At 67.7% G+C, this 24,989-nt stretch carries 25 protein-coding genes; 12 read left to right on the top strand and 13 right to left on the bottom strand.

The window, feature by feature from the left end:
* The first annotated feature begins 48 nt into the window (after positions 1 to 48).
* The 6 genes from tsaE to trxA all read left to right on the top strand — a co-directional run bounded on the left by tsaE (position 49) and on the right by trxA (position 8,848).
* Positions 49 to 522, top strand: a complete 474-nt coding sequence (gene tsaE / locus AC6RA4_RS04495; RefSeq protein ID WP_500157805.1) for a tRNA (adenosine(37)-N6)-threonylcarbamoyltransferase complex ATPase subunit type 1 TsaE — start codon at positions 49 to 51, stop codon at positions 520 to 522.
* Positions 519 to 1,496, top strand: a complete 978-nt coding sequence (locus AC6RA4_RS04490; RefSeq protein WP_500157803.1) for an aminoglycoside phosphotransferase family protein — start codon at positions 519 to 521, stop codon at positions 1,494 to 1,496. Before tsaE ends, AC6RA4_RS04490 begins: the two co-directional genes overlap by 4 nt.
* Positions 1,481 to 2,161, top strand: a complete 681-nt coding sequence (locus tag AC6RA4_RS04485; protein ID WP_500157801.1) for a nucleotidyltransferase family protein — start codon at positions 1,481 to 1,483, stop codon at positions 2,159 to 2,161. Before AC6RA4_RS04490 ends, AC6RA4_RS04485 begins: the two co-directional genes overlap by 16 nt.
* Positions 2,154 to 5,084: a double-strand break repair protein AddB gene (gene addB / locus AC6RA4_RS04480; RefSeq protein WP_500157799.1), complete on the top strand. Its 2,931-nt coding sequence runs from the start codon at positions 2,154 to 2,156 to the stop codon at positions 5,082 to 5,084. Before AC6RA4_RS04485 ends, addB begins: the two co-directional genes overlap by 8 nt.
* Positions 5,081 to 8,458, top strand: a complete 3,378-nt coding sequence (gene addA, locus AC6RA4_RS04475) for a double-strand break repair helicase AddA (protein WP_500157797.1) — start codon at positions 5,081 to 5,083, stop codon at positions 8,456 to 8,458. The genes addB and addA overlap by 4 nt, the downstream gene beginning before the upstream one ends.
* Before the next feature lie 69 nt (positions 8,459 to 8,527).
* Positions 8,528 to 8,848 (top strand): thioredoxin, encoded by a 321-nt coding sequence (gene trxA, locus AC6RA4_RS04470; protein WP_500157795.1) that lies wholly within the window; start codon positions 8,528 to 8,530, stop codon positions 8,846 to 8,848.
* 72 nt (positions 8,849 to 8,920) lie between these two features.
* Here trxA and AC6RA4_RS04465 read toward each other — a convergent pair whose 3' ends face one another.
* The 3 genes from AC6RA4_RS04465 to hslV all read right to left on the bottom strand — a co-directional run bounded on the left by AC6RA4_RS04465 (position 8,921) and on the right by hslV (position 11,828).
* Positions 8,921 to 9,598 carry a D-lyxose/D-mannose family sugar isomerase gene (locus tag AC6RA4_RS04465; protein ID WP_500157793.1) on the bottom strand — a complete coding sequence of 226 codons (678 nt, stop codon included), beginning with the start codon at positions 9,596 to 9,598 and terminating at the stop codon, positions 8,921 to 8,923.
* A 344-nt stretch (positions 9,599 to 9,942) separates the two neighbouring features.
* Positions 9,943 to 11,250, bottom strand: a complete 1,308-nt coding sequence (hslU, locus tag AC6RA4_RS04460) for an ATP-dependent protease ATPase subunit HslU (protein ID WP_500157791.1) — start codon at positions 11,248 to 11,250, stop codon at positions 9,943 to 9,945.
* Positions 11,251 to 11,270: 20 nt separating this feature from the next.
* Complete coding sequence (gene hslV, locus AC6RA4_RS04455) at positions 11,271 to 11,828, bottom strand: ATP-dependent protease subunit HslV (protein WP_500157789.1); 558 nt, start codon at positions 11,826 to 11,828, stop codon at positions 11,271 to 11,273.
* Between the two features lie 96 nt (positions 11,829 to 11,924).
* Here hslV and AC6RA4_RS04450 point away from each other — a divergent pair, with 96 nt between their 5' ends.
* Positions 11,925 to 12,896, top strand: coding sequence for a phosphotransferase (locus tag AC6RA4_RS04450; RefSeq protein WP_500157787.1), 972 nt, complete (start codon positions 11,925 to 11,927; stop codon positions 12,894 to 12,896).
* Between the two features lie 7 nt (positions 12,897 to 12,903).
* Here AC6RA4_RS04450 and AC6RA4_RS04445 read toward each other — a convergent pair whose 3' ends face one another.
* Both AC6RA4_RS04445 and pip read right to left on the bottom strand, forming a co-directional pair.
* Positions 12,904 to 14,451 carry an ABC transporter substrate-binding protein gene (locus AC6RA4_RS04445; RefSeq protein ID WP_500157785.1) on the bottom strand — a complete coding sequence of 516 codons (1,548 nt, stop codon included), beginning with the start codon at positions 14,449 to 14,451 and terminating at the stop codon, positions 12,904 to 12,906.
* Between the two features lie 66 nt (positions 14,452 to 14,517).
* Positions 14,518 to 15,516 (bottom strand): prolyl aminopeptidase, encoded by a 999-nt coding sequence (gene pip / locus AC6RA4_RS04440; RefSeq protein WP_500157783.1) that lies wholly within the window; start codon positions 15,514 to 15,516, stop codon positions 14,518 to 14,520.
* A 52-nt stretch (positions 15,517 to 15,568) separates the two neighbouring features.
* Between pip and ubiG the strand changes: the two genes are divergently transcribed.
* Together ubiG and AC6RA4_RS04430 are read left to right on the top strand one after the other, a co-directional pair.
* A complete protein-coding gene (gene ubiG / locus AC6RA4_RS04435) occupies positions 15,569 to 16,321 on the top strand; it encodes a bifunctional 2-polyprenyl-6-hydroxyphenol methylase/3-demethylubiquinol 3-O-methyltransferase UbiG (protein ID WP_500157781.1) in 753 nt (250 codons plus the stop codon).
* The gene (locus tag AC6RA4_RS04430) at positions 16,312 to 16,614 is read left to right on the top strand and encodes a YciI family protein (protein WP_500157779.1); all 303 of its coding nucleotides are present in this window, start codon (positions 16,312 to 16,314) and stop codon (positions 16,612 to 16,614) included. The genes ubiG and AC6RA4_RS04430 overlap by 10 nt, the downstream gene beginning before the upstream one ends.
* Positions 16,615 to 16,626: 12 nt before the next feature.
* Here AC6RA4_RS04430 and AC6RA4_RS04425 read toward each other — a convergent pair whose 3' ends face one another.
* The 3 genes from AC6RA4_RS04425 to AC6RA4_RS04415 form a co-directional block, all read right to left on the bottom strand.
* Positions 16,627 to 17,067: a MarR family winged helix-turn-helix transcriptional regulator gene (locus AC6RA4_RS04425; RefSeq protein WP_500157777.1), complete on the bottom strand. Its 441-nt coding sequence runs from the start codon at positions 17,065 to 17,067 to the stop codon at positions 16,627 to 16,629.
* Positions 17,068 to 17,171: 104 nt separating this feature from the next.
* Positions 17,172 to 17,429 carry a glutaredoxin 3 gene (gene grxC, locus AC6RA4_RS04420; protein WP_500157775.1) on the bottom strand — a complete coding sequence of 86 codons (258 nt, stop codon included), beginning with the start codon at positions 17,427 to 17,429 and terminating at the stop codon, positions 17,172 to 17,174.
* 38 nt (positions 17,430 to 17,467) lie between these two features.
* Complete coding sequence (locus AC6RA4_RS04415) at positions 17,468 to 18,181, bottom strand: ComF family protein (RefSeq protein ID WP_500157773.1); 714 nt, start codon at positions 18,179 to 18,181, stop codon at positions 17,468 to 17,470.
* Positions 18,182 to 18,211: 30 nt separating this feature from the next.
* On the opposite strand from AC6RA4_RS04415, the gene AC6RA4_RS04410 reads away from it, so the two are divergent.
* Together AC6RA4_RS04410 and hemH are read left to right on the top strand one after the other, a co-directional pair.
* Entirely contained in the window at positions 18,212 to 19,033 is an 822-nt protein-coding gene (locus tag AC6RA4_RS04410) for a methyltransferase domain-containing protein (protein ID WP_500157771.1), read from the top strand.
* Between the two features lie 59 nt (positions 19,034 to 19,092).
* Positions 19,093 to 20,154, top strand: a complete 1,062-nt coding sequence (hemH, locus tag AC6RA4_RS04405; protein WP_500157769.1) for a ferrochelatase — start codon at positions 19,093 to 19,095, stop codon at positions 20,152 to 20,154.
* Positions 20,155 to 20,245: 91 nt separating this feature from the next.
* Here hemH and AC6RA4_RS04400 read toward each other — a convergent pair whose 3' ends face one another.
* Both AC6RA4_RS04400 and AC6RA4_RS04395 read right to left on the bottom strand, forming a co-directional pair.
* The gene (locus AC6RA4_RS04400; protein WP_500157767.1) at positions 20,246 to 20,440 is read right to left on the bottom strand and encodes a ferrochelatase; all 195 of its coding nucleotides are present in this window, start codon (positions 20,438 to 20,440) and stop codon (positions 20,246 to 20,248) included.
* 143 nt (positions 20,441 to 20,583) lie between these two features.
* Positions 20,584 to 21,171 (bottom strand): L,D-transpeptidase, encoded by a 588-nt coding sequence (locus AC6RA4_RS04395; RefSeq protein ID WP_500157765.1) that lies wholly within the window; start codon positions 21,169 to 21,171, stop codon positions 20,584 to 20,586.
* A 204-nt stretch (positions 21,172 to 21,375) separates the two neighbouring features.
* Between AC6RA4_RS04395 and dalA the strand changes: the two genes are divergently transcribed.
* Positions 21,376 to 21,942: a divisome-associated lipoprotein DalA gene (dalA, locus tag AC6RA4_RS04390; protein WP_500157821.1), complete on the top strand. Its 567-nt coding sequence runs from the start codon at positions 21,376 to 21,378 to the stop codon at positions 21,940 to 21,942.
* A gap of 21 nt (positions 21,943 to 21,963) precedes the next feature.
* Here the strand turns inward: dalA and AC6RA4_RS04385 are convergent, their stop codons facing one another.
* The 3 genes from AC6RA4_RS04385 to AC6RA4_RS04375 form a co-directional block, all read right to left on the bottom strand.
* Positions 21,964 to 22,497, bottom strand: a complete 534-nt coding sequence (locus AC6RA4_RS04385) for a L,D-transpeptidase family protein (protein ID WP_500157762.1) — start codon at positions 22,495 to 22,497, stop codon at positions 21,964 to 21,966.
* Positions 22,498 to 22,616: 119 nt separating this feature from the next.
* Complete coding sequence (locus AC6RA4_RS04380; RefSeq protein WP_500157760.1) at positions 22,617 to 23,834, bottom strand: class I SAM-dependent RNA methyltransferase; 1,218 nt, start codon at positions 23,832 to 23,834, stop codon at positions 22,617 to 22,619.
* 40 nt (positions 23,835 to 23,874) lie between these two features.
* Positions 23,875 to 24,989 (bottom strand): ABC transporter ATP-binding protein (locus tag AC6RA4_RS04375; RefSeq protein WP_500157758.1); only part of this gene is annotated, 1,115 nt, incomplete at its 5' end.

Raw genomic sequence — 24,989 nt, 5'->3', positions numbered from 1 at the left:
GCTCGGATCGCCCTTGCACCGGCGCGGCGGCACGGTATCTTCGCCGCCATGACCTCGCCGCGCGCCGTCCTCACCCTGACCTCGCCCGAGGCGACCTGTGCCCTCGCCAGAAAGCTGGCGACGCGGCTCTCGCCCGGCGACGTGTTGCTGCTCTCGGGCGGCATCGGGGCCGGGAAGACCCATTTCGCCCGTTGCCTGATCCACGCCCTGCAAGACGCGCCCGAGGATGTGCCCTCGCCGACCTTCACGCTGGTGCAGGTCTATGACACCGCCGCCGGAGAGCTCTGGCATGCGGATCTTTATCGCCTCTCCGACCCGGATCAGTGCGAGGAACTCGGCCTCGCCGACGCCTTCGAGACCGCAATCTGCCTCGTCGAATGGCCCGACCGGCTCGAGGATCTCGCCCCCGCCGACGCGCTGTCGCTGAGCTTCAATGCGGGCGCGGCGGAAGACAGCCGCGAACTGACGCTCGACTGGAGCGATCTGCGCTGGGACGCCATCGTGCCGGAGCTGACCGGATGACCGACACCTTCCTCGCGCAGGCCGGCTGGGCAGACGCCACCGCTACGCCGATCGCCGGAGACGCCTCTGCCCGCCGCTACACGCGGCTCGCCAGGGGTGCGGAGCGCGCGATCCTGATGGACGATCCCGAGGGCGACACTGCCCTCTTTGCCCGGCTCTCTCGGCACCTGCTCTCGCTCGGCCTCAGCGCGCCGCAGATCTATGCCGAAGCGCCGGGCAAGCTGCTGCTCGAGGATCTCGGTGACGGTCTGATCGCTCGGCTCTCCAGCGATCCCGAGACCGAAAAGCGGCTCTATCTCGCCGCAACCGACGCGTTGATCGCCCTTCATCGTCACGCGCCGCCGCCGGATCTGCCCGAAGCGACACCGCAGACCCTCGCGGCGATGACCGACCTCGCCTTCACCTGCTACGCCAGCAATGCCGGCCACGCCCCGCAGCCCGGCACCGCCGAGGCCTGCGCCGCGGCCTTCGAGCGCGTGCTCAAGGCCCACGCCCCCGACACCGATGTGATGATCCTCCGCGACTACCACGCCGAGAACATCCTCTGGCTGCCAGAGCGCGAAGGCCCCGCCCGCGCCGGCCTGCTCGATTTCCAGGACGCGCTGCAGGGTCACCGCGCCTATGATCTCGTCTCGCTGATCGAGGATGCCCGCCGCGATATTGCCCCCGAGACCGCAGCGGCCGCGATCCGTCATTATCTCTCGGAAACCGGCCAGCCCGAAGCCCCCTTCCGCACAGCCCTCGCGGTGCTCGGCGCGCAGCGAAATCTGCGCATTCTCGGGGTCTTCGCACGGCTCGCCGCAACCCGGGGCAAGCCAGGCTATATCGACCTGATCCCGCGCGTTTGGGGCCACCTGCAGACCGATCTGCGCCATCCGGCCCTTGCGGAGGTCGCCGCGATCCTGCATCCGGCGCTTCCCGCGCCCACGCCCGAGATCCTGCAAAGGCTGAAAACCCCATGCCCGACGCCCTGATGCTCTTCGCCGCCGGTTTCGGCACCCGCATGGGCGCCCTGACCGCCGACCGCCCGAAGCCGCTGATCGAGGTGGCGGGCAAGCCGCTGATCGACCACGCGCTGGACCTCGCCGAGGGGTTCGGCCCGCTGCGCCTTGTGGCCAACGCCCATTACCGCGCCGACCAGCTCGAGGCGCATCTCGCACCCCGCGCTGTGGCCGTCTCGCGCGAAGAGCCCGAGATCCTCGACACCGGCGGCGGCCTGCGTCTGGCGCTTCCGCTTCTCGAGGCCGACCCGGTCTTCACCCTCAACACCGACGCGGTCTGGTCCGGCCCCAACCCGCTGCGCCTGCTGGCCGAGGCCTGGGATCCCGCGCGCATGGACGCGCTGCTGCTCTGCGTGCCGCTCGGGAGCGCCATCGGGCGCAAGGGAGGCGGCGATTTCGAGATCGCCCCGGGCGGTCAGCTCCAGCGCGGCGGAGATTTCGTCTATACCGGTGCGCAGATCGTCAAGACGGACACACTTGAGGCCGTGTTAGAGCCTGTATTTTCGCTGAACCTGCTTTGGAACCGGATGGCCGAGGAGGGCCGGCTCTTCGGTCTGCCCTATCCCGGGCAATGGTGCGACGTGGGCCATCCCGAGGGCATCCGCCTCGCCGAAGAGATGCTGGCGACCGATGTTTGAGCCTTCCGCCGCCCCCCGCGTTTTTGCCCTGGCCCCCGGCATCGATTTCCCCGAGGCGCTGGTCGCGGGGCTCTGCGCACGCATGCAGGGCCAGCCGCCCGAGGCGATGGCGCGGGTCGAACTGATCGTCAACACCACCCGCATGGCGCGGCGCATCCGGCAGATCTTCGATCGCGGCCCGGCAACGCTGCTGCCGCGCATCCGGCTTCTGAGCAACGTCGCCGACCCGATCGCGCTGTCGCATCTGCCCGCGCCGGTCTCGCCGCTCCGGCGGCGACTGGAGCTTACCGGGCTGGTCTCGAGCCTGCTCGACGCGCAGCCCGATCTCGCTCCCCGCACCGCGCTCTTCGATCTCGCCGACAGCCTCGCCACGCTGATGGACGAGATGCAGGATGAGGGCGTCTCGCCCGAGGATATCGCGGCGCTCGATGTCAGCGACGAGTCCGGCCACTGGCAGCGCGCGCTGAGCTTTCTCAACATCGTGCAGCGCTATTTCGACAATGCCGAGGATGCGCCCGACACCACCGCGTTTCGCCGTCTTGCGCTGAAACAGAGACTGTCCGACTGGGAGGAACACCCGCCCGGGCACCCGGTGATCCTGGCCGGCTCCACCGGCTCGCGCGGGGGCACGAACGAGCTGATGCGCGCCGTGGCAAAGCTGCCGCAGGGCGCGCTGGTGCTGCCGGGGTTCGATTTCGACACGCCCGACAGCGTCTGGCACGGGCTGACCGATGCGCTCTCGAGCGAGGATCACCCTCAGTTTCGCTTCGCCAAGCTGATGAATGATCTCGGGATGCAGGCCGAAGAGGTCCTGCGCTGGTCCGGGGCCGAGCCGCCGAGCGCCGCGCGCAACCGGCTGATCTCGCTGGCGCTGCGCCCGGCGCCGGTCACCGATCAGTGGCGCGACGAGGGGCCGATGCTGCCCGACCTGATCGCCGCCACCGAGGATCTGACGCTGGTCGAGGCCGCCTCGCAGCGCGACGAGGCCACCGCCATCGCCCTGCGCCTGCGGCAGGCCACCGAGGAGGGGCTGACGGCGGCTCTGATCACCCCCGACCGGATGCTGACCCGGCAGGTGACGGCGGCGCTCGACCGCTGGAACATCCTGCCCGACGATTCCGCCGGCACGCCGCTGCAGCTGTCGCCGCCGGGGCGCTTCCTGCGCCATGTTTCGCCCCTGTTCCAGCAGGATCTGACCGCCGAGGCGCTGTTGACGCTGCTCAAGCACCCGCTTTGCCATTCCGGCCATGACCGGGGCGAGCACCTGCGCGCCACCCGCGAGCTCGAGCTGCATATCCGCAAGCAATCCTGGCCCTATCCGCGCCCCGAGCTGATCCGCGCCTGGGGCGTGGCGAACGAGATGGAGAGCTGGGCCAACTGGGTCGCCGAGTGCTTCTGCCAGCCGCCCTCTCGCGGCAAGCGCGCGCTGGCGGACTGGATCGAGGATCATGTCACCCGCGCCGAGGCCATCGCCGCCGGGCCGCAAGGGGAAGATTCCGAGCTCTGGAAGGAGGCCGCCGGGCGCAAGGCGCGGGCGGTGGTCGAGGGGCTGCGCGCGGAGGCTGGCTTCGGCACCGATCTCGACGCCCGCGATTACGGCGATCTCTTCGCCGCGATCCTGCAGCAGCACGAACTGCGCGACCGCGACGCGCCGCACCCGCGCATCCTGATCTGGGGCACGCTCGAGGCCCGCGTCATGGGGGCGGATCTGCTGATCCTCGGCGGGCTCAACGAGGGCTCGTGGCCGGAGCTGCCGGGCGCCGATCCGTGGCTGAACCGCCGGATGCGGCATAAGGCGGGGCTTCTGGTGCCCGAGCGGCGCATCGGGCTCGCGGCGCATGATTTCCAGCAGGCGGTGGCCGCGCCGCAGGTCTGGCTGACCCGCGCGATGAAATCCGACGATGCCGAGACGGTGCCCTCGCGCTGGCTCAACCGCCTGATGAACCTGATGAACGGTCTGCCCGATCGCAGCGGCCCGCAGGCGCTGGCGGCGATGAAGGCGCGCGGCAGTCACTGGCTGGCGCTGGGGCGCGCGCTGGAAAAGCCACAGCCGAGCCCGCCCGCGACCCGGCCATCGCCGGCACCGCCCAGAGAGGCGCGCCCGGTCAGCCTCTCGGTCACCGAGATCAAGCACCTGATCCGCGACCCGTTCCACATCTACGCGAAGCGGGTGCTGAAGCTCTCCCCGCTCAACCCGCTGCAACGCGCCCCCGATGCGCTGCTACGCGGGATCCTGATCCACGAGGTGCTCGAGGAGTTCGTCAAGGAGAGCCTTGCCGACCCGACGCAGCTCACCACCGAGGCCCTGCTCAGACGTACAACGGCGCTGATCGGCGATCCGGAGCGCGTGCCCTACCCGACGACGCGGCATCTCTGGCAGGCGCGGCTCGGGCGGGTGGCGGAGTGGTTTGCCGAGACCGAGCGGGAGCGCCAGAGCATCGCCCGCCCGGCGCATTTCGAGATCATGGGCCATGCCGAGATCCCGGCGCTCGGCTTCACCCTGCGCGGCAAGGCCGACCGGATCGACATCGACGACCGCGGCGGCGCGCATCTCTACGATTACAAGACCGGCGCCGCGCCCACGGAGAGCCAGCAGCGCCATTTCGACAAGCAGCTGCTGCTCGAGGCGGCGATGGTCGAGCGCGGGGCGTTCAAGGATCTGCAACCGCGACACACCGAACGGGCCGTGTTTGTCTCTGTGTCCAGCAATCCCCGCGAGGTGCCGGCGCCGCTCGAGGAGATGCCGGCGCAGCAGGTCTGGGCCGAGTTCGAGACGCTGATGACCCGCTGGTTCGAGCCCGAGCGCGGCTATACCGCCCGCGCCGCGCTGGTGCGGGAGAAAGACGTGTCCGAGTATGACCACCTGTCACGCTTTGGCGAATGGGACGTGATCGACGAGGCCGACCGCGAGGTGCTGGAATGAAGCGCGACGAGGCGACCGAAGCGCAGGTCCGCGCCGCGCGGCCGGATCTGTCGACCTGGCTTTCGGCCAATGCCGGCTCGGGCAAGACCCGCGTGCTCACCGACCGGGTGGCGCGGCTGCTGCTCGACGGGGTGCTGCCCGAGCACATCCTGTGCCTGACCTACACCAAGGCCGCCGCCACCGAGATGCAGAACCGGCTGTTCCGCCGTCTCGGCGCCTGGGCGATGCTCGATGACGAGGCGCTGCGGGCCGAGCTGCGCCAGCTCGGGCTCGACGGGCCGCTGCCGCCCGAGCGGCTGGCCGGCGCGCGCACACTCTTTGCCCGCGCCATCGAGACGCCGGGCGGGCTGCGCATCCAGACCATCCACTCGTTCTGCGCCTCGCTCTTGCGGCGCTTCCCGCTCGAAGCCGGGGTCTCGCCGCAGTTTCACGAGATGGAAGACCGCGCGGCGCAGCTCTTGCGCGCCGAGGTGCTCGACAGGCTCTCGGAAGGTCCGCGACAGGCTCTGGTGGCCGATCTGGCGCGCTATCTGACCGACGATCCCGACAAGCTGCTGGCCGAGATGTGCCGCAGCAAGGAGGCCTTCCTGCCGGCGCGGTCGCACGAGGAGATCCTCGCCATGTACGGGCTCTCGCCGGAGGACAGCGAAGAGGCGCTGCTGGCCTCGGTCTTCCTCGGCGGTGAGATCGAGCTGCTGCGCGAGGTGGCGGCGGCGCTGGCCGGCTCGGGCAAGAACGACCAGAAGGCGGGTCTGCAACTGGCGCGGATCGGCGGCCCCGATCTCGACGCGCTGCAGATCCTCGAGGGCGTGCTGCTCACCGGCAAGGCCGCCAAGGAGCCGTTCACCGCCAAGATCGGCAGTTTCCCCACCAAGGGGCTGCAGACCGGCGCGCTCGAGCCGCTGATGACCCGGCTCGAAGACCTGATGCGCAGGGTCGAACAGGCGCGTCAGACCCGGCTGGCGCTGGGTGCGGTCGGGCGCGAGCTGGCGCTGCACCGCTTCGCGCAGGCCTTCCTGCCCGCCTACGAGACAGAGAAGCAGCGCCGCGGCTGGCTCGATTTCGACGATCTGGTGATCCGCGCCCGCGATCTGCTCTCCGATGAGCGGGTGGCGGAATGGGTGCTCTACCGGCTCGACGGCGGCATCGACCACATCCTCGTCGACGAGGCGCAGGACACCTCGCCGGTGCAATGGCAGGTGATCGAGCGGCTGGCGCATGAGTTCACCTCCGGAGAGGGCGCGCGCGCCGATGTGCGGCGCACGATCTTCGTGGTCGGCGACAAGAAGCAGTCGATCTACTCCTTCCAGGGCGCCGACCCGCGCGAGTTCGACCGCATGTGCGACGAGTTCGCCGAGCGCCTGCAACGCACCGAGGCGCCGCTGAGCCGGATGATGCTGGAATACAGCTTCCGCTCCGCCGAGCCGATCCTGCGGCTGGTCGACAACACCTTCGACGGGCGCGAGGCGGCGGGGTTCTCGCAGGATCAGAAACACCGCGCCTTCAAGTCGGAGATGCCCGGCCGGGTCGATCTCTGGCCGCATGTGGAGCCGACCAAGGACGACGAGGAGGAGGCCGATTGGTACGAGCCGGTCGACCGGGTCGGCCAGCGCCATCACGCGGTGGTGCTCGCCAACCGCATCGCGGGCTTCATCGACCGCACCATCGGCACGCCGCTTCCCGAAGAGATCGGCCATAGCGGCAGCTACAAGACCCGCCCCGCCCATGCCGGCGATTTCCTGATCCTCGTGCGCGGGCGCGGCACGCTGTTCTCCGAGATCATCCGCGCCTGCAAGCAGCATGGCCTGCCGATCGCCGGGGCCGACCGGCTCAAGGTGATGTCGGAGCTGGCGGTGAAGGATATCGGCGCGCTGCTGGCCTTCCTCGCCACGCCCGAGGATGACCTGTCGCTCGCCACCGCGCTGCGCTCGCCGCTCTTTGGCCTGTCGCAGCAGCAGCTGTTCACGCTGGCGCAGGGCCGCAAGGGCTATCTCTGGGCCGAGTTGCGCAGGAACAGAGACGCTTTGCCGCGCGTGATGGCGGTGCTCGACGACCTCCGCAGCGAGACCGATTTCCTGCGCCCCTACGATCTCATCGAGCGCATCCTCACCCGCCATGACGGGCGCAAGCGATTGCTCGGGCGACTTGGCGAAGAGGCCGAGGATGGCATCAACGCGCTGCTCGCGCAGGCGCTGGCCTACGAGCAGACCGAAGTGCCCTCGCTCACCGGCTTCCTCGAGTGGATGCAGACCGACGATCTCGAGATTAAGCGCGCCCCCGACAGCGCCGGCAGCCGCATCCGGGTGATGACAGTGCACGGAGCCAAGGGGCTCGAGGCGCCGATCGTGATCCTGCCCGACTGCGCCGAGCCCAACAGCCAGATCCGCGACAGCCTGCTCGAGGGCGAGACCGGCACGGTCTGGAAGGCCAGCGCCGAGGGCCAGCCGCAGGTCCAGGCGCAGGCTCTGGCCGAGGCCAAGGAGGCCGGCCAGCGCGAACGTGACCGGCTGCTCTATGTGGCTCTGACCCGGGCCGAGAAGTGGCTCGTGGTCGCCGCCGCCGGCAAGCTCGGCAGCCAGGGCAACGCCTGGTACGATCAGGTGCGGCTCGGCATGGAGCGCTCGGGCGCCGAGCCCGCCGAGTTCGGCTTTGGCGGCTGGGGCAGCGGCGAGGGGCTGACGCTGGGACGCGCCGACTGGAGCGACCTGCCGCATGAGACGGTCGAGGAGGCCCCGCGCGTCGAGGCGGAGCTGCCCGAGATCTTCCGCCATCCCGCGCCCGTGCCGGAGGCGGCAACCGAGGCGGTCTCGCCCTCGAACCTTGGCGGCCCCAAGGCGCTTGGCGGCGAGGATGGCGACGACACCGAAGAAGCGATGCGCCGCGGCACCGCGCTGCACCTGCTGCTCGAACATCTCTCGGCGCTCCCGGCAGAGGCGCGCGCCGAGGCGGTTCCGCATGTGCTCGCCATCGCCGAGGAATTGCCGGAAGAGACCGAGCGGCTCGCCGAGGAGGCCATCGCGGTGCTCGACACGCCCGCGCTGGCGCCGTTCTTTGCCCCTGGCACCCTTGCAGAAGTGCCGATTTCCGCCAGCATAGAGCCTGTCGGGCGCATCCACGGCATCATCGACCGGCTGCTAGTGACCGACACCAAGATCATCGCGGTCGACTTCAAGTCGAACCGCACCGTGCCCGCGACGCCGGCCGAGGTCCCCGAGGGGCTGCTGCGGCAGATGGGGGCCTATGCGGCAGCGCTGGCGCAGATCTGGCCGGGTCGCGAGGTGGAAACGGCGCTGATCTGGACATCAACGCAAAGCTACATGGCATTGCCACACGATCTTGTGTCTGCGGCGCTGGCGCGCGCTACAACGGCTTGACCTCCCGCCGGGCCATACCTACCTTCGCGCCTCAAGTTACCGGCTGCCAAACCCGTTAAGGAGAGAATCATGGCCACCGTTCCCGTCACCGACGCGACCTTCGACGAGGAAGTGAAGAACTCCGACATCCCCGTCGTGGTCGATTTCTGGGCCGAATGGTGCGGCCCCTGCAAGCAGATCGGCCCGGCGCTCGAAGAGCTGTCCGAGCAGTATGAAGGCAAGGTCAAGGTTGCCAAGATCAACGTCGACCACGATCAGGCCGTTGCCGCTCAGCTCGGCGTGCGCGGCATCCCCGCGCTGTTCCTGTTCAAGGATGGCGAGGTGATCTCGAACCGCACCGGCGCCGCGCCGAAAGCATCGATCGAAAGCTGGATCAAGGACGCGATCTGATCGCTCCCAGATCGGTTGAAATTGGAAAATGCGCCTCCTCGCGGGGCGCATTTTTCGTTCGGGAGGCCCCACTCAGAGCCTGGAGGCGTAATCCGACACCAGAAGATGCAGCGGCGGCTCATCCTCCTCGATGTCGGAAAAGCGGCCGATCTCCATCTCGAAGATATTGTCCGTGAGGTCGTCGTTCACCGTCGAGACCTCGCCGATCAACACGTCGCTGCCCTCGCCCCAGAAGGCATGCCAGGTGGTCGGGAACAGGGTCACCGACTCGCCGGGATCGAGCTTCAGGTGCCCGCCCGGCGGCAGGGTGCGCTCCATGCCGTCGCAGAGCACCGTCACCGGGGCGTGGCGGTCGATCTCGCCCTCCGGCGTTGCCGCGAAGAGCTCGAGCACCAGCGTGCCGCCGCCGCGGTTGATGATGTCCTCGACCTTGATGTCGTGCCGGTGGTTGGGGCTGAGCTGGTCGCGCCGCGAGATCATGATCTTCTCGGCGTAGAGCATGGCGCTGTGCTTGCCGAGATCGGCGTTGAGCCCGTTGCGGGTGGTGAAGAGAAACAGCCCCATCTTGTCGAAATCGCCGGCGCCGTAATCGGTGATGTCCCAGCCCATGTTGCGGCGCTTGATCTCGCCATGCTCGGCTTTGCGCAGCTCACACGGTGTCAGATAGGCAAAGGGCGGCAGGCAGAAGCCGTGGCTGCGGATGAAGGCATCGCCTTCGCGGATGATCTCGTTGATGCGCGAGCGTTTCATGGGGCACCTCCTTGGGCTGTCGTCGCGACGATAGCCAGAGGCTCGGGCCGGCGGTAGGGGCCGGACGCCTCCGGCGGGAGTATTTTTGGACGAAGAGAAGATGATGGGGGCGGTTTGGTGGCGTTGGGCTCGGGGGGAGCCCGGCGTGGGCCGGTTGGGCGGGGGGACGCCTCCGGCGGGAGTATTTTGGACGTAGAGAAGAGCGGGGGTGTTTGGTGGCGTTGGGCTCGGGGGGAGCCCTGCGGAGTGCCGGTTGGGCGGGGGGATGCCTCCGGCGGGAGTATTTGGAACGTAGAGAAGAGCGGGGGCGCCGCTCTTCTCGGAGGCTGCGAGGCGACTTGGCGTCAGAGCACGTAGCGGCTGAGGTCGGCGGAGCGGGTCAGCTCGCCGAGATAGGTCTCGACGAACTCGCCGTTCACCGTGATCTTGTCGCCGGCGCGGTCGGGGGCGGTGAAGGAGAGCTCCTCGAAGACCCGCTCCATCACCGTGTAGAGCCTGCGCGCGCCGATGTTTTCGACGCTTTCGTTGACCTGCGCCGCGATCCGGGCGAGCGCGTGGATGCCGTCTTCGGTGAACTCGACGGTGACCTCCTCGGTGGCCATCAGCGCGGTGTACTGGCGCGTCAGCGCGTTGTCGGTCTCGGTCAGGATGCGGACGAAATCATCCTCGGTCAGCGCCCGGAGGTTCACCCGGATCGGCAGGCGGCCCTGAAGCTCGGGCAGCAGATCCGACGGTTTGGCGATGTGGAAGGCGCCCGAGGCGATGAACAGGATGTGGTCGGTCTTCACCGGGCCGTGCTTGGTCGAGACCGTGGTGCCCTCGATCAGCGGCAGCAGGTCGCGCTGCACGCCCTCGCGGGAGACATCGCCGCCGCGGGTCTCTTGCCGCGCCGCGACCTTGTCGATCTCGTCGAGGAAGACGATGCCGTTCTGCTCCACCGCCTCGAGCGCGGCCTTCTTGACCACCTCGTCATCGAGCAGCTTGTCGGCCTCTTCCTGGATCAGGATCTCGTAGCTCTCCGCCACCGTCAGCTTCTTGCGCGTGGTGCGCCCGCCGAAGGCCTTCCCGAACATCTCGGAGAGGTTCATCATCCCCATGCTCTGGCCCGGCTGGCCGGGGATCTCCATCATCGGAAACGGCGAGGCGCTCTCGGCCACGTCGAGCTCGATCTCAGTATTGTCGAGCTCGCCATTGCGCAGCTTCTTGCGGAACATCTCGCGCGTCGACTCGCGGGCATCCGTGCCGGCGATCGCCTCGATCACCCGCTCTTCGGCGGCCTTGTGGGCCGAGGCCTTCACATCCTCGCGCATGTGCTCGCGGGTGAGCGAGATCGAGCTGTCGACCAGATCGCGGATGATCTGCTCGACGTCGCGCCCGACATAGCCAACTTCGGTGAACTTGGTCGCCTCGACCTTGATGAACGGCGCCTTGGCGAGCTTGGCGAGGCGGCGCGAGATCTCGGTCTTGCCGACGCCGGTCGGGCCGATCATCAGGATGTTCTTCGGATAGACCTCGTCGCGCAGGTCTTCGCTGAGCTGCTTGCGGCGCCAGCGGTTGCGCAGGGCCACGGAGACGGCGCGCTTGGCGTCCTTCTGGCCGATGATGAAACGGTCGAGTTCCGAGACGATCTCGCGGGGGGTCAGGTCGGTCATGATGGTCCTTTCGCGGCGTCTCAGGCCGAAATGGTCTCTACGGTGAGATTGCCGTTGGTGTAGACGCAGATGTCGGCGGCGATGGCCATGGCGCGGCGGGCGATCTCTTCCGCCGAGCGCTCGCTGTCCATCATGCCGCGCGCCGCGGCGAGGGCGAAATTGCCGCCCGAACCGATGGCGGCGATGTCATGCTCGGGCTCGAGCACGTCGCCGGCGCCGGTGATGACATAGAGCTCGCGCCCGTCAGTGACGATCAGCATCGCCTCGAGCTTCTGCAGGTACTTGTCGGTGCGCCAGTCCTTGGCGAGCTCGACGCAGGCGCGCTGCAGCTGGCCCGGGGTCTTCTCGAGCTTGCCTTCCAGCCGTTCGAGCAGGGTGAAGGCGTCGGCGGTGGAGCCGGCAAAACCGCAGACCACGTCGGCGCCGCCCGGCGACAGGCGCCGCACCTTGCGGGCCGAGCCCTTGATCACGGTCTGGCCAAGGCTCACCTGCCCGTCGCCCGCGACGACCACCTGCCCGCCCTTGCGGACGCCGATGATCGTGGTGCCGTGCCAGCCGGGGAATTCCTGATCGGCCATGTCTCGTCTCCTTCTCGTGCTGGGCGCCATATGGGGGCTGGACATTGCCGCGACAAGGCGATGCCCTTGCATCGGACATAGAGCAGGGGCGAGCGGATGGAAATGCGGGGCGGGGATCTCGAGGCGGCGGCGCTGGCGCTCTGGCCCGATCTGGCGCGCGAGATGGGCGAGGATCCGGGGCTCTGGCAGGCGGCGCCGCTGGCCCGGCGCGAGGATGCGCGGGTGGCGCGGGTGCTGTTGCGGCTCATTGGGCCGGAGGGGCGGCGGCTGGTGCTGAAGCATCAGGCACGACCGGTGGATCCGGAGAAATTCACCGACGGGATCGCGGCGCATATGGCGGTGCAGGAGGTCTGGCCCGAGGGGCTGCCGCTGATGCGGGCGGTGGATCTCGAGCGGCAGGCCTGCGTGATGGACCATCTCGAGGCGCGGCCGCTCTCGGTGCTGCTGGAGGTCGCTTCGCTGGACCGTCAGGCAGAGCTGCTGCGGCGGGCGGGGGCATGGCTGGACGGGTTTCACCGGGCGCTGCCCGGCGAGACGCGGGTGTTTCAGCCGAAATTCACCATCCGCTTCCTGCGCTGGGTGATCGACGAGCTGCGTGCCGGGGAACGGCAGGTCGCGGAGCCGCAGCGGTTTCTCGACTGTGCCGAAGCGCTTTGCAGCATGCAGGGTGGGTTCGAAGGGCAGGAGACGGTGACCGCCCAGACCCATGGCGATCTGCACCAGCGCAACCTCGTGCTGGACGAGCACCATTGCTGGGGCGTGGATTTTGCCGGCGGCAGGGTTGTCCCGGTGGGGCACGATATTGCCCGGCTTCTGACCGATTACGCCATCCTGCACGCGCCCAAGGACGCGATCCCCAAAGGCGAGGTGCTGCCGCCAGAGGCGCTTGCGGCTTTCTTCGAGGGCTACCGCGTGGTGGGGCCGGACGATGCGTCGGTGAGGCTGTTGCTGCGCAACCGGGTTCTGGCGGAGTGGTGGGGCCTGCCGGCGCGCGACGCAGACCGAAGCTCCGCGCAGGCGCGGCGGTTCGGGCGCTTGATGGCTCTGGTCGAGAGAGTGTTCGGCTAGGGCCTGCTCAGGCGCGCCACCAGCGCTCTGCGAACCGGGCGTTGTCCATGGCCCAGAGGTTGCCAACGCTGCGCGGCGTGGCGATGCGGTCGCTATGGGCCTGCAGGTGGTTGGCAAAGACCGGCACCAGAAGCCCGCCCTCGTCGCGCACGATCTGCTGCATCTCGCCATAAAGCGCCCGGCGCCGGGCGCTGTCGAGCTCGGCGCGGGCCTCGGTCAGCAGCGACTGGAAGCGCGGGCTCTGCTCGAGGCCCCACTGGGTGTCGTTCCAGGGCGCGCCGTGGCGCATCTGGGTCGAGAGCATCCAGTCCTCGGTCACCCGACCGGACCAGGCGCAGGCGGTGAAGGGCCGGTTGCGCCAAACCTCGGACCAGTAGCCCTCGGCACGTTCGGCAACCGGGGCGATCTCGATCCCCGCCGCGCGGGCGCTCTCGGCGAACAGCGCCGCCGCTTCGGGCGCGCCCTCGAAGGCGGCCTCGGAAACCGAAAGCGGCAGGGTCAGGGACGAAAGACCGGCCTGCTTCAGATGAAAGCGCGCGCGGTCGGGATCGTAGGCCGGGGCGGCGAGATCGGAGGCGTACTGGTTCGCGGGCCCAAGCGGGCTGTCGGCGCCGATGCGGCCATGGCCCAGGAGCACCCGGTCGAGGATCGCCTGCCGGTCGATGGCATGCTTCAGCGCCTGCCGGATCTGCAGCGCGTCAAACGGCGCGGCGCCGGTCTGCATGGCAAAGCCGTAATACTGGTTGCCGGGGATGTCCTGCAGCCGCAGGCTCGGCTCGGCCCGCAGCCATGCGGCGCGCTGCGGCGCCACCCGGCTGATGGTGTCGACCTGTCCGCCGCGCAGGGCCGAGACGCGCGCCGCGCCGTCGTTCATGGCGTGGAACTCGATCTGGTCGAACCAGCCCGCCTGCCCGTCCTTGTAATGCCCCTCGACGCGGCGGCCGATGAAGCGCCGGCCCGGCTCGAACGCCTCGACCCGGTAGAGCCCGGTGCCGATGCCCCGCGCGATGGCCTCGTCGATCTGGTCCGCCGGGTAGATCAGCAGGTGGTAATCGGCCAGCAGGTAGGGGAAATCCGCATTGCCCTCGGCCAACGTGAAGCGCAGGCGATGATCCGAGAGGCGCTCCATCCGCGCGATGGTCTCGACCAGCGGGCGCGCGCCCGAGGCGGTGCCGGGCTCGGTATGCAGATTAAGAGAGGCGATCACGTCGCTTGCGGTGAAGGGCGTGCCGTTGTGAAAGCGCACGCCCTCGCGCAGCGTCACGGTCCAGATGCGGGCGTCGGCGCTGGCCTCCCAGCCGGTGGCCAGTTCGCCGCGCAGCGAACCGTCGGCGGCAACCTCGGTCAGCGTGTCGAAGACCGCCCCCTGCCCTGCCGCGATCATGAAGAGGTCGGAATGGGTCCGCGCGTCCCAGCTGTCGGTCGGGTGCGCCCCGCCGAGGCCCGCACGCAGCGTGCCGCCGGAGCGGGCCTGCGCGGCAGAAACGCCGGACGCGCCCAGCACCGCGGCGGCGAGGGCTGTCTGGATCAGGCGACGGCGTTTGAAGCCACTCATGGGACGGTCGGTCTTTCCTGCGTTGAGGCGGCGATTCCCTGCAGTCTCGCCTCCGGCCGGCCGAGATTAAAGACCCGCGCCGCCCTGTAAACCCTCTTGCTCGGCAATCTGGTCCATGGCGCGCACAAGTTCGGCACTGATGCCCGGCTCCGAGAGCGCGTGGCCGGCGTTGCGGATCATCCGCAGGTCGGCGTCGGGCCAGGCCCGCGCCAGCTCCCACGCGCGCTGCGGCGGGCAGATCATGTCGTAGCGGCCCTGAACGATGACCCCGGGAATACCGTGCAGCTTGCCAATATTGTTCAGGATCCAGCCGTCTTCCTCGAGGAAGCCGTCATTGACGAAGTAATGGTTCTCGAGCCGCGCGAAGGCGCGGGCGTAATCGCCCGGCGCATCGCCCCCGGCGCCGTTGGAATAGACCGAGGCCAGCGCGTTCTCCCAGCTCGACCAGGCCCGGGCAAAGCGGGTCTCCTCGCGCATGTCGCCCGAGAACAGCCGCTTGTGATAGGCGCCGATCAGGTCGCCGCGCTCGTCTTCCGGGATCAGGTCGGTGAAGCGCGCCCAGGGCTCGGGCCAGAACTGGCCTGCCCCGCCGCCATAGAACCAGTCGAGCTCGGTGCGGGTCATCATGAAGACGCCGCGCAACACGAGGTTGCGCACCCGCTCGGGATGGCTGATGGCATAGATCAGCGACAGCGTTGCGCCCCAGCTGCCGCCGAAGACGATGAAGCGCTCGATCTCGAGCGTCTTGCGAATGCGCTCGATGTCGGAAACGAGGTGCCAGGTGGTGTTGTCGGTGACGCTGGCATGGGGCCGCGAGCGGCCGCAGCCGCGCTGGTCGAACAGCACGACACGGAACACGCGCGGGTCGAAATAGCGCCGCATCGCGGGCGAGCAGCCGCCTCCGGGCCCGCCATGCAGCACGATCACCGGCACGCCGCGTGGATTTCCACATTGTTCGACATAGATCTTGTGTCCGTCCCCCATGTCGATCATGCGTTGATCGAAGGGGTCGATGGACGGGTAGAGATACTGCACTGCGCGCTTTTGGCCCGGGTATTTGTCCATGTTCCATCTATATTAACAGCGACACCCAAAAGACCATGGGGAAAAAGGACCAATGACCGAAACCGTCGACCCGAGCGAAATCGCGAAATTCGAGGCCATGGCGGCCGAGTGGTGGGACCCGGACGGCAAGTTCAAGCCGCTGCACATGATGAACCCGGTCCGGCTCGACTACATCACCCGGCAGATCGCCGGGGAATACGACCGCGACCTCACCGCTCCGAAGCCGTTCGACGGCCTTCGCATCGTCGATATCGGCTGCGGCGGCGGGCTGCTCTGCGAGCCGATGGCGCGGCTCGGCGCCGAGGTCGTGGGCGTCGATGCCGCCGAGCGCAACATCCCTGTCGCAAAGCTCCATGCCGAGCAGTCCGGGCTCGAGATCGATTACCGCCACACCACCGCCGAGGCGCTGGCCGAGGAGAAGGAACTCTTCGACGTGGTGATCAACATGGAAGTGGTCGAGCACGTGGCCGACCCGCTGGCCTATCTCAAGGCCTGTCAGGCGCTGCTGAAGCCCGGCGGGCTGCATCTTTGCTCGACCATCAACCGCAACGCCAAGAGCTTTGCGATGGCCATCGTCGGCGCCGAATGGGTGATGCGCTGGCTGCCCAAGGGCACGCATGACTGGGGGAAATTCATCACCCCCGACGAGCTTTACAACCTGCTGCGGCAGGCCGGCCTGCAGCCGGTCGACCGCAAGGGCTATGTCTTCAACCCGATCAGCTGGACGTGGAAGATCTCGGACAGCGACCTGTCGGTGAACTACGTCACCGCCGCGATCCAGCCGGAGGTTGCCTCATGGGCGTGATCCCCGAGGGCCACAGCCTCTTTGTCGTCGATATCGAGTATGTCGTGCCCTTCGACCAGATCGAGCCGGTGCTGGAACCGCACATGGCCTTCGTCAAGCAGGGCTATGCGGACGGGCATTTCCTCTGCTCGGGGCCGAAAAACCCGCGCAGCGGCGGTATCGTCATCGCGATCGGGGAGTCGCTTGCGGCGATCGAGGCGCTGATGGCCGAGGATCCGTTCGTAGGCGCCGGCGTGGTCAAGGTGCAGATCACCGAATTCGCGGCTTCGAACCGGCACCCGGTTCTGGCCTGAGCCTCTCCCCGCTCAATCCGCCTCGAGCTTGAGGCGCAGCTCGCGCAGCACCGGCAGCGCGGCGCGGACCTTTTCCACGCCGAGCTCGCCCACCATCTCGGCGATCACCGGCGCCATGGCCGCCAGCGCCGCCTCGCGGGCGCGCTGGCCCGCCGGGCTGATCGACACCATCTTGCGCCGCGCATCGTCCCAGTCGGGGCGGATATGCACGTAACCGGCGATCTCGAGCTTGGTCAGGGTGTTGGTCATCGCCCCGCGGGTGACGTGAAAGCTGCGCGCCAGCTGCGCCGGGGTGCGCTCTTCCTGCACCCGCGCGAGATGGTTCAGCACCGAGAAATGCGAGATCTCCATGCGGTTCGGAAGCACCCGCGTCAGCCGGTTGCGAAGCAGCTGATCGGCCATCAGAAGCTCGCTGAACAGCGAGATGGCAAGCGCGTTCTGAGGATCGGTCATTCCGGGACTATTGGATCTGAACAGTGGGTCATGAGCGGGACCCGGCATTTCTGACCCCCGGCCCCCCGGAGGTCAATAGAGAGTGTCGCCGCCGCGACACCCGCTCAGCCCGCCAGCAGCGCGTCAAGCTTGCCCGCGCGCTCGAGCGCGTAGAGGTCGTCGCAGCCGCCCACATGGGTTTCGCCAATGAAGATCTGCGGCACGGTGCGGCCACCATTGGCGCGCTGGGTCATCTCGGCCCGGCGCGACGGATCCTGCATCACGTCGATCTCGGTGAACTCGGCATTTTTAGAGGTGAGAAGGCGCTTGGCCGCGTGGCAGAAGCCACAGATGGGGGTGGTGTAGATCTCGATCGCTTGCATGTCGTGCCCTTCGGATAGGTCAATCTGTTGCACGAGATCTAGGTGTCCTTGGCCACGCGCGCCAGTGCGCAGACGCACACGGGCCCCGTCCCCGCCGCGCGGCAGGCCTCGGATGCCGCCGAAAACGTCGCTCCGGAGGTCATCACGTCGTCAACGAGCAGGATCGGGCGCCCCTTCAGGCGCTCGGCCCGCTTCGGGTGGACGGTGATGGCGTCGGCAAGGGTGCGAAAGCGCTCTTCCTTGCCCCGCCCATCGAGCACCGGGGTATGCCGTGTGCGCAGCAGCGCGTCGGGACACCAGTCGAGGCCAAGCGCCCCGGCAATGCCGCGCGCCAGCAGCGCCGACTGGTTGAAGCGCCGGCGCAGGTGGCGGCGCAGGTGCAGCGGCGCCGGCACCACCAGCGTTCCGGCCGGTGCCAAGGGCCGCGCCCGCGCCGCCATCCACGTGCCCGCGGCAGCGGAGATGTCGTGCCGGTCGCCGTGTTTCAACATCAGAACCAGCTTGCGGCCATTGTCGCGATAGGCCAGCGCCGCGCAGCCGGCCCGCCAGGGCGGCGGCGTGGCGAGACAGGCATCGCAATGCTCCTCCCGATCCGAGGTTCCGGGCAGCGGCACACCGCAAGTGGCGCACATGAGCCCCGACAGGAACGGCGTCTGCCGCCAGCAGGCGCCGCAAAGGCCGAAATCGCTTTCCACCAGCCCGCCGCAGATCAGGCAGCGTGGCGGGTACAGCATCCTCAGCAGCGTTTGCATGGTGCCCCGCATCGGTCTAATCACTCCGGCATGTCCAGCCCCGCGCCCCTCACCGACCGCACCGCCCTCGCCCGTCACCGTGCCCGAGCGGCCCGCGATCCGGCCCTGTTCCTGCACGAAGCCGCCCGCGACGAGGTGCAGGATCGGCTCTTTGTGGTTAACAAGGTCTTTACGTCGCCCGCCGTGGTGACCCCGTTCCCGCAGGTCTGGGAGGGCATGCTGCCGGGCCTCAAGGTCCTGCCGGATGACGAGGTGCTGGGTCTCGAGGAAGGCGCGCATGATCTCGTGGTGCACGCGATGGCGCTGCACTGGGCCAACGATCCCGTCGGCCAACTGGTGCAGGCGCGCCGTGCGCTAAAGCCCGACGGGCTGCTGCTCGCCATGTGCTTCGGCGGCCAGACCCTGCACGAGCTGCGCGCCGCGCTCGGGCAGGCCGAGATCGAGATCACCGGCGGGCTGTCGCCCCGCATCGTGCCGATGGGCGAGATCCGCGACCTCGGCGCCTTGCTGCAACGGGCCGGGCTGGCGCTGCCGGTGGCCGACAGCTTCACCCTCACCGCCAGCTACGGCTCGGCCCTGCACCTGATGCGCGACCTGCGCGCCATGGGCGAGGGCAACGCGCTCGCCGCCCGCCTGCGCCGGCCCACCCGCCGCGCGGTGATGCTGCGCGCCGCCGAGCTTTATGCCGAAAGCTTCGGCGATGCCGAGGGCCGGGTTCCCGCGAGTTTCGAGATCGTCACCCTCACCGGCTGGGCCCCCGACGCGAGTCAGCAGAAGCCGCTGCGCCCCGGATCTGCGGCGCAACGTCTCGCCGATGCACTGAATACGCAGGAAACGCCTCTCGAAGATTGAATCATTCCAATCTTGCGATACCTAAGCAAAGCTATCAGGGATTCACTCAGGACAGGACCATGCTCGACGCCACCGACACAGCCAAGCGCCCGGCGCACGCCCCCGCGGACCACCCGGAAGTCGCCGCCCCCAAGGTGGGCATCCTGCTCGCCAATCTCGGCACGCCGGATCACTACTCCTACTGGCCGATGCGCCGGTACCTGAACGAGTTCCTCTCGGACAAACGGGTCATCGACTACCCGGCATGGAAATGGCAGCCGCTGCTGCAGACCGTGATCCTCGGAAAGCGGCCGTTCAGCTCGGGCGCGAACTACAAGTCGATCTGGAACGAAGAGCTCAACGAGAGCCCGCTCATGACGATCACCAAACAGCAGACCGCCGCCATCGCGGCGAAGATGCAGGAGCGCTACGGCGGTCAGGTGATGGTCGATTTCTGCATGCGCTACGGCAACCCCTCGACCAAGTCCAAGGTCGAGGCGATAACCAAGGCGGGCTGCCGCAAGATCCTGTTCTTCCCGCTCTACCCGCAATATGCTGGCGCCACCTCGGCCACCGCGAACGACCAGTTCTTCCGCGCCCTGATGGAGGAAGCCTGGCAGCCGACCGCGCGCGTTGTGGACCCCTATTTCGAGCATCCGCAATATATCGAGGCGCTGGCGCAGTCGGTCGAGCGCGGCTATGCTGCGGTAGAGGACAAGCCGGACATCCTCGTTGTAAGCTATCATGGCATGCCCAAGCGCTACCTGATGCAGGGCGATCCCTATCACTGCCAGTGCCAGAAAACGACGCGCCTGCTGCGCGAGCGTTTGGGCTGGGACAAGACCCAGATCACCACCACCTTCCAGTCGGTCTTCGGCCCCGAGGAATGGCTGCGCCCCTACACCGTCGAGCACGTGGCCGAGCTGGCAAAGCAGGGCAAGAAGAAGATCGCGGTGATCGCGCCGGCCTTCTCGGCCGACTGCATCGAGACGCTGGAAGAGATCAACGAAGAGATCAAGGAGTCCTTCGAGCACGCCGGCGGCGAGCAGTTCACCTATATTCCCTGCCTCAACGACGATCCGGCGCATATCGATGCGCTGTCGACGGTGATCGAGGAAAACCTCGGCGGCTGGCTCTCCTGAGCCGCCGCCCCGGCGCGTTCAGACCGGTCAGGCAAACAAAAAAGGCGGCGCCATCGGCACCGCCTTTTTCATCTTCGTTCGCTGGACGCGATCAGTCTGCCGAAACGGCAGCTGCCACGATTGCGATAAGCAGCAGCGGGATCAGGATGCCGGCCGACGACGAGCTTTGCTGAGCTTCTTCCACGACAACGACGGGCTCCATGACCACGTCGTCTTTTGCGTAGGAGCCGGCCATTGCGGTCGAAGCGGTGGCGGCGAGCACTGCGGCGAGAGCGAGTTTCTTCATGTTATCCTCCAGATAATCGCCTGTCGTGAAAGGAATTTGCACGACAAGCACCCAAGACTTACCTCGTGAGTCTGTCTAAGCAGCAAAGCCGAGAAAATGCAATGTAATGCACTTGACAGACCCCCTCCGCGCGACCTCGGGCGTCAAATAAGCAACACTTGCGTACCAACTGTCGCCATTTGGTAAAGTGCCTCTATGTGCTCATTATAAAGGCCGATGCAGCCGTTCGAGGACCGCCGACCGATCTTGCGCGTGTCATGGGTGCCGTGAATCCGGTAGTAGGTCCAGCTCAGGTGCATGGCGCGGGTGCCAAGCGGGTTGTCGGGACCGGGGCCGACATAGTCGGGCCATTCCGGGTTGCGCTGTTTCATCGACGGGGTTGGGCGCCAGTCAGGCGACGGGTCTTTCAGGATCACCCGGGTGCGGCCGCGACGGGTCAGATCCTCGGTCAGCGGCACCGAACACGGATAGAGGTGATAGACGCCGCTCTCCTGCCAGTAATGCAGCGCGCGCGACGAGATATCCACCAGGATCGCGCCGTTGTTGAGGTTCGAGAAATACGGCTGCCAGTCCAGCGTGCGGAAGCTCGAGATGTTGCGGCGGGTCGCGGTCGAAATCCGGCGCTCGATCTCGGTGGTGCCGGTGTTCACGTCCTGAGCCAGGGCCGGCGACGCGATCGTGGCTGCGGTGCCGGCGAGAAACGCCCGACGATTGAAACCATTCTGTGCCATTTTCCCAATGTCCTCGTTTTGCAAAACGAAAAGCCCCTGACGGGGCGTTAATGTTCATGATACCTTTACAGGCCTAGTGCCGTAAAGCCTCAGTCGCTTCCAGAAGGATGTGCGGCGGATCCGTTCACGGTGTTGTGCGTTTGATTAGCGACGCTCCAAAAGGTATTGCGGATGGAAACCGGAACAACAATTTCAGGCAAAATTATGCACAGACGCGCGTTTCTCACTGTAGCAGCAGCGTTGCTGGTCGCGTCCTGCGGCCCCTCCTCGACCCAGCCCACCATTGGCCCCGATGGAAAGCCGCTTCCGCGCGCCTATCGGATTCCGGCCGGCTCAACCGCCAAGATCGAGTACAACATGCTCGATTCGGTCAACGCCCTGCGCCAGGCGGCGGGCGCGCCCGCGCTGCAGCTCGATGCCAAGCTGAACGCCGCCGCGGCAACGCATTCGCGTGACATGTCGGTGCAGAACCGCCCCTGGCACTTCGGCTCGGACGGGTCTTCGCCGATCGACCGGGTCCAGCGGGTCGGGTATAACGGCCGGCTCGTCGGCGAAAACATCTCGGAGACCTACGAGACCGAGCTCGAGACGCTTGCCGCATGGATGGAAGAAGAGGCCACGCGCAAGGTGATCCTCGATCCGACCGCGCGCGAGATGGGCTTTGCCTGGTATCAGGAAAGCAACGGCAAGATCTGGTGGACGCTGGTCACTGGCGCGCCGGGCCTGTCGGCGACCCCGGGTACGATCGAGGTCGCCAGCAACGCGTTCTGAGGCTGACGCCTCCTGTGCCGATCACGGTGTGATCGTGATCGGCGTACCGGTTCTGACCATCGCGTAGACATGTTCCATCTGCTCGTCGGTGACGGCGATGCAGCCCCATGTCCAGTCATTGCTGCGACCCTTGGTCGAAAGATCGCCGCCCTGTCCGCGCTTGCGCGCCTTGGGCGGGCCACCATGGATGAAGATGTTTCCGCCCGGGCTTTTTCCCGCCGCCGCCGCGTAGGCGCGGTCGTTCGGGTTGGGATAGGAAATCCCGATGCTCAGGTGGAAGTTGGAGTTCGGATTGCGGCGATCGATGAAATAGAGCCCCTCCGGGGTCCTGCCGTCGCCTTCGAACTGCTTGTGACCTTGTGGCTGAAAGCCGAGACCGATGTTGTAGGTCTTCAGCACCTTGTCGTGGTGCAGAAGATACATCCGCCGTTGGCTTTTCTTGACGACCACATGGGTCACCTCGGGACCATGGTAGGTCCGGAATTTGCTGTTGCTGCTACATGCAGCCAACCCAATCGCCATCACGATCAGGAAAACAAGCCTGAATACTCGCATCTGTCCGCTCGCTCATTTGCCTTTGGCATTATTCTTGCGGGAACGGTTATAGCTCAAAAACCGCCTTCACGATAGCGTCGAGATTCCTAGAATTGCGCGAAATCGCGCCGGACACGGCCTCAGGCGCGGCGGAAGCTCGCAACCAGCTCCACGTGAGTCGACCAGCGGAACTGGTCCACCACCTGCAGCCAGTCCATGACATAGCCCGCCGCATCCAGCGCCGCCGCGTCGCGCGCGAAGGTCACCGGGTTGCACGACACGAAGGCGATGCGCGGAATGCCGGCGCGGGCCAGCTCGGCCACCTGCGCCTCGGCCCCGGCGCGGGGCGGGTCGATCACCGCGGCGTCGAATCGCTCGAGATCCTCGGGCAGCAGCGGGTTGCGGAACAGGTCGCGCGCCTCGTGGGTGACATGCTTGAGCCCCTCGGCCATGCGCCAGCCCTTGTCGAGCGCCGCGGTCATGCCCTTGTCGCCCTCGACCGCGTGCACCCGCATCTCCTCGGCCAGCGGCAGCGCGAAGGTGCCGCAGCCGGCGAACAGATCGACCGCGTGGCGCGCGCCGGCAACCGCCTCACGGACACCGGCCAGCAGCGCGGCCTCGCCCTCGGGGGTGGCCTGCAGGAAGGCGCCGGGCGGCGGCACCACCTCGGCGCGGCCCATGCGCTGAACCGGCGGGCGGCGGGTCAGCGCCACCTCGTCGCCCCAGGCGATGCGAGCCACGTCATGCTGGCGCGCCAGATCGGCAAGGTCGGACTGCAGCTGCGCATCGAGCGGCTTGCCGCCGCTCACCGCCACGTCGAGCCCGTTAAGGCTGACCGTCACAAGCGCCGAAAGCTCGCCCTTGCGGCTCGAGCCCAGCACCGCGAGTGCCTCGACCAGCGGCAGCGCGGCGGCGAGCCTGGGATCGACCAGCAGGCAATCGGGCACCGAGACGATGACGTCCGAGCCCTTCATGTGGAATCCGGCCAGCGCGCCCTTCTTGGTGCGCCGGGCCGAGAAGGCCGCGCGGCGGCGGCTCTGCGGCGCCGAGGTCGCGATGGGGCGGAACGGGGCCTCGAGCGCGTGGGCGGCGAGCGCGTGGCGCACCACGCCGACCTTCCAGTCGGCGACAAAATCATCATGCGCGTGCTGCAGCTGGCAGCCGCCGCAGCTCTTGGCATGGCGGCAGGGCGCCTTCACCCGCCGGTCCGAGGGGGTGAGGATGCGCGGCGCCGCCATGACGCCCTTCTTTATCTCGCCCTCGACAACCTCGCCGGGGAGCGCGCCGGGGACAAAGACGGGGCCCGGCGCGATGCCGTCGCCCTGATGCCCGAGCCGTTCGATCGTGACCTGTTCCATGCCATGCCTCATGCCCCGATCCGGGGGGCCGAGGCAAGCCTCACTCGGCGGCCTCGCCGGCATCGTCCTCGGCATTCACGAAACCGCCGGACTGGCGGTTCCAGTAGCGCGCATAGAGCCCGCCCTTGGCCAGCAGCGCCTCGTGGGTGCCCTGCTCCGCGATGTGACCGCGGTCGAGCACGATGATCCGGTCCATCTCCGACAGGGTCGAGAGCCGGTGCGCGATGGCGAGTACGGTCTTACCTTCCATCACACGCTCCAGCGCCTGTTGGATCGCCGCCTCGACCTCGCTGTCGAGTGCCGAGGTGGCCTCGTCGAGCACCAGGATCGGCGCGTCCTTGAGGATGGCGCGGGCCAGCGCAATGCGCTGCCGCTGCCCGCCCGAAAGCTTCACGCCACGCTCGCCCAGATGCGCGTCATAGCCCTCGCGGCCCATATGATCGCGCAGAGTCAGGATGAACTCATGCGCCTCGGCGCGTTCGGCTGCGGCGATGACCTGCGCCATGGTGGCGTCGGGCCGGCCGTAGCGGATGTTGTCGAGCGCCGAGCGGTTGAACATCGCGGTCTCCTGCGTGACCATGCCGATCTGTCGGCGCAGGCTCTCCTGCGTGACCTCCGAGATATTCTGCCCGTCGATATAGATACCGCCCTGTTCGGCGTCGTAGAGCCTGAGCAGCAGCGCCACCATGGTCGATTTGCCCGCCCCCGAGGCGCCGACCACACCGACCTTTTCGCCGGGCCGGATATCGAGCGCGATGCGCTCGATGCCGCCACCGCCCTCGCGGCCATAGGCAAACCCTACGTCGCGGAACTCGATCCGCCCTTGGGTGACCGAAAGCGGCTCTGCGCCGGGCTTGTCGAGCAGCGTATGCGCAGGCGTGATGGTGCGGATACCGTCCTCGATCTCACCGATATTGGCGTAGATCCCCATCAGCGTGAAGCTGACCCAGCCGGTCATCTGGCTGAGCCGCAGCGCCACCGCGCCGGTCGCCGCGATATCGCCCGCCGAGACCATGCCGCGCGACCAGAACAGAAGCGCGCCGCCGATCAGCACCACCGGCAACGTCCCGGCCAGCGCCATCAGCCAGAAGCGGAAGGCGGCGGCGATGTTGCCGAAGGCGATGAAGCGGTCGCGATAGGTCGACATGGCGCCCA

The sequence above is a fragment of the Salipiger sp. genome (assembly GCF_059781815.1).
The sequence above is the reverse complement of the archived record's forward strand: the minus strand, read 5'-3'. Positions and strand labels throughout refer to the sequence as shown.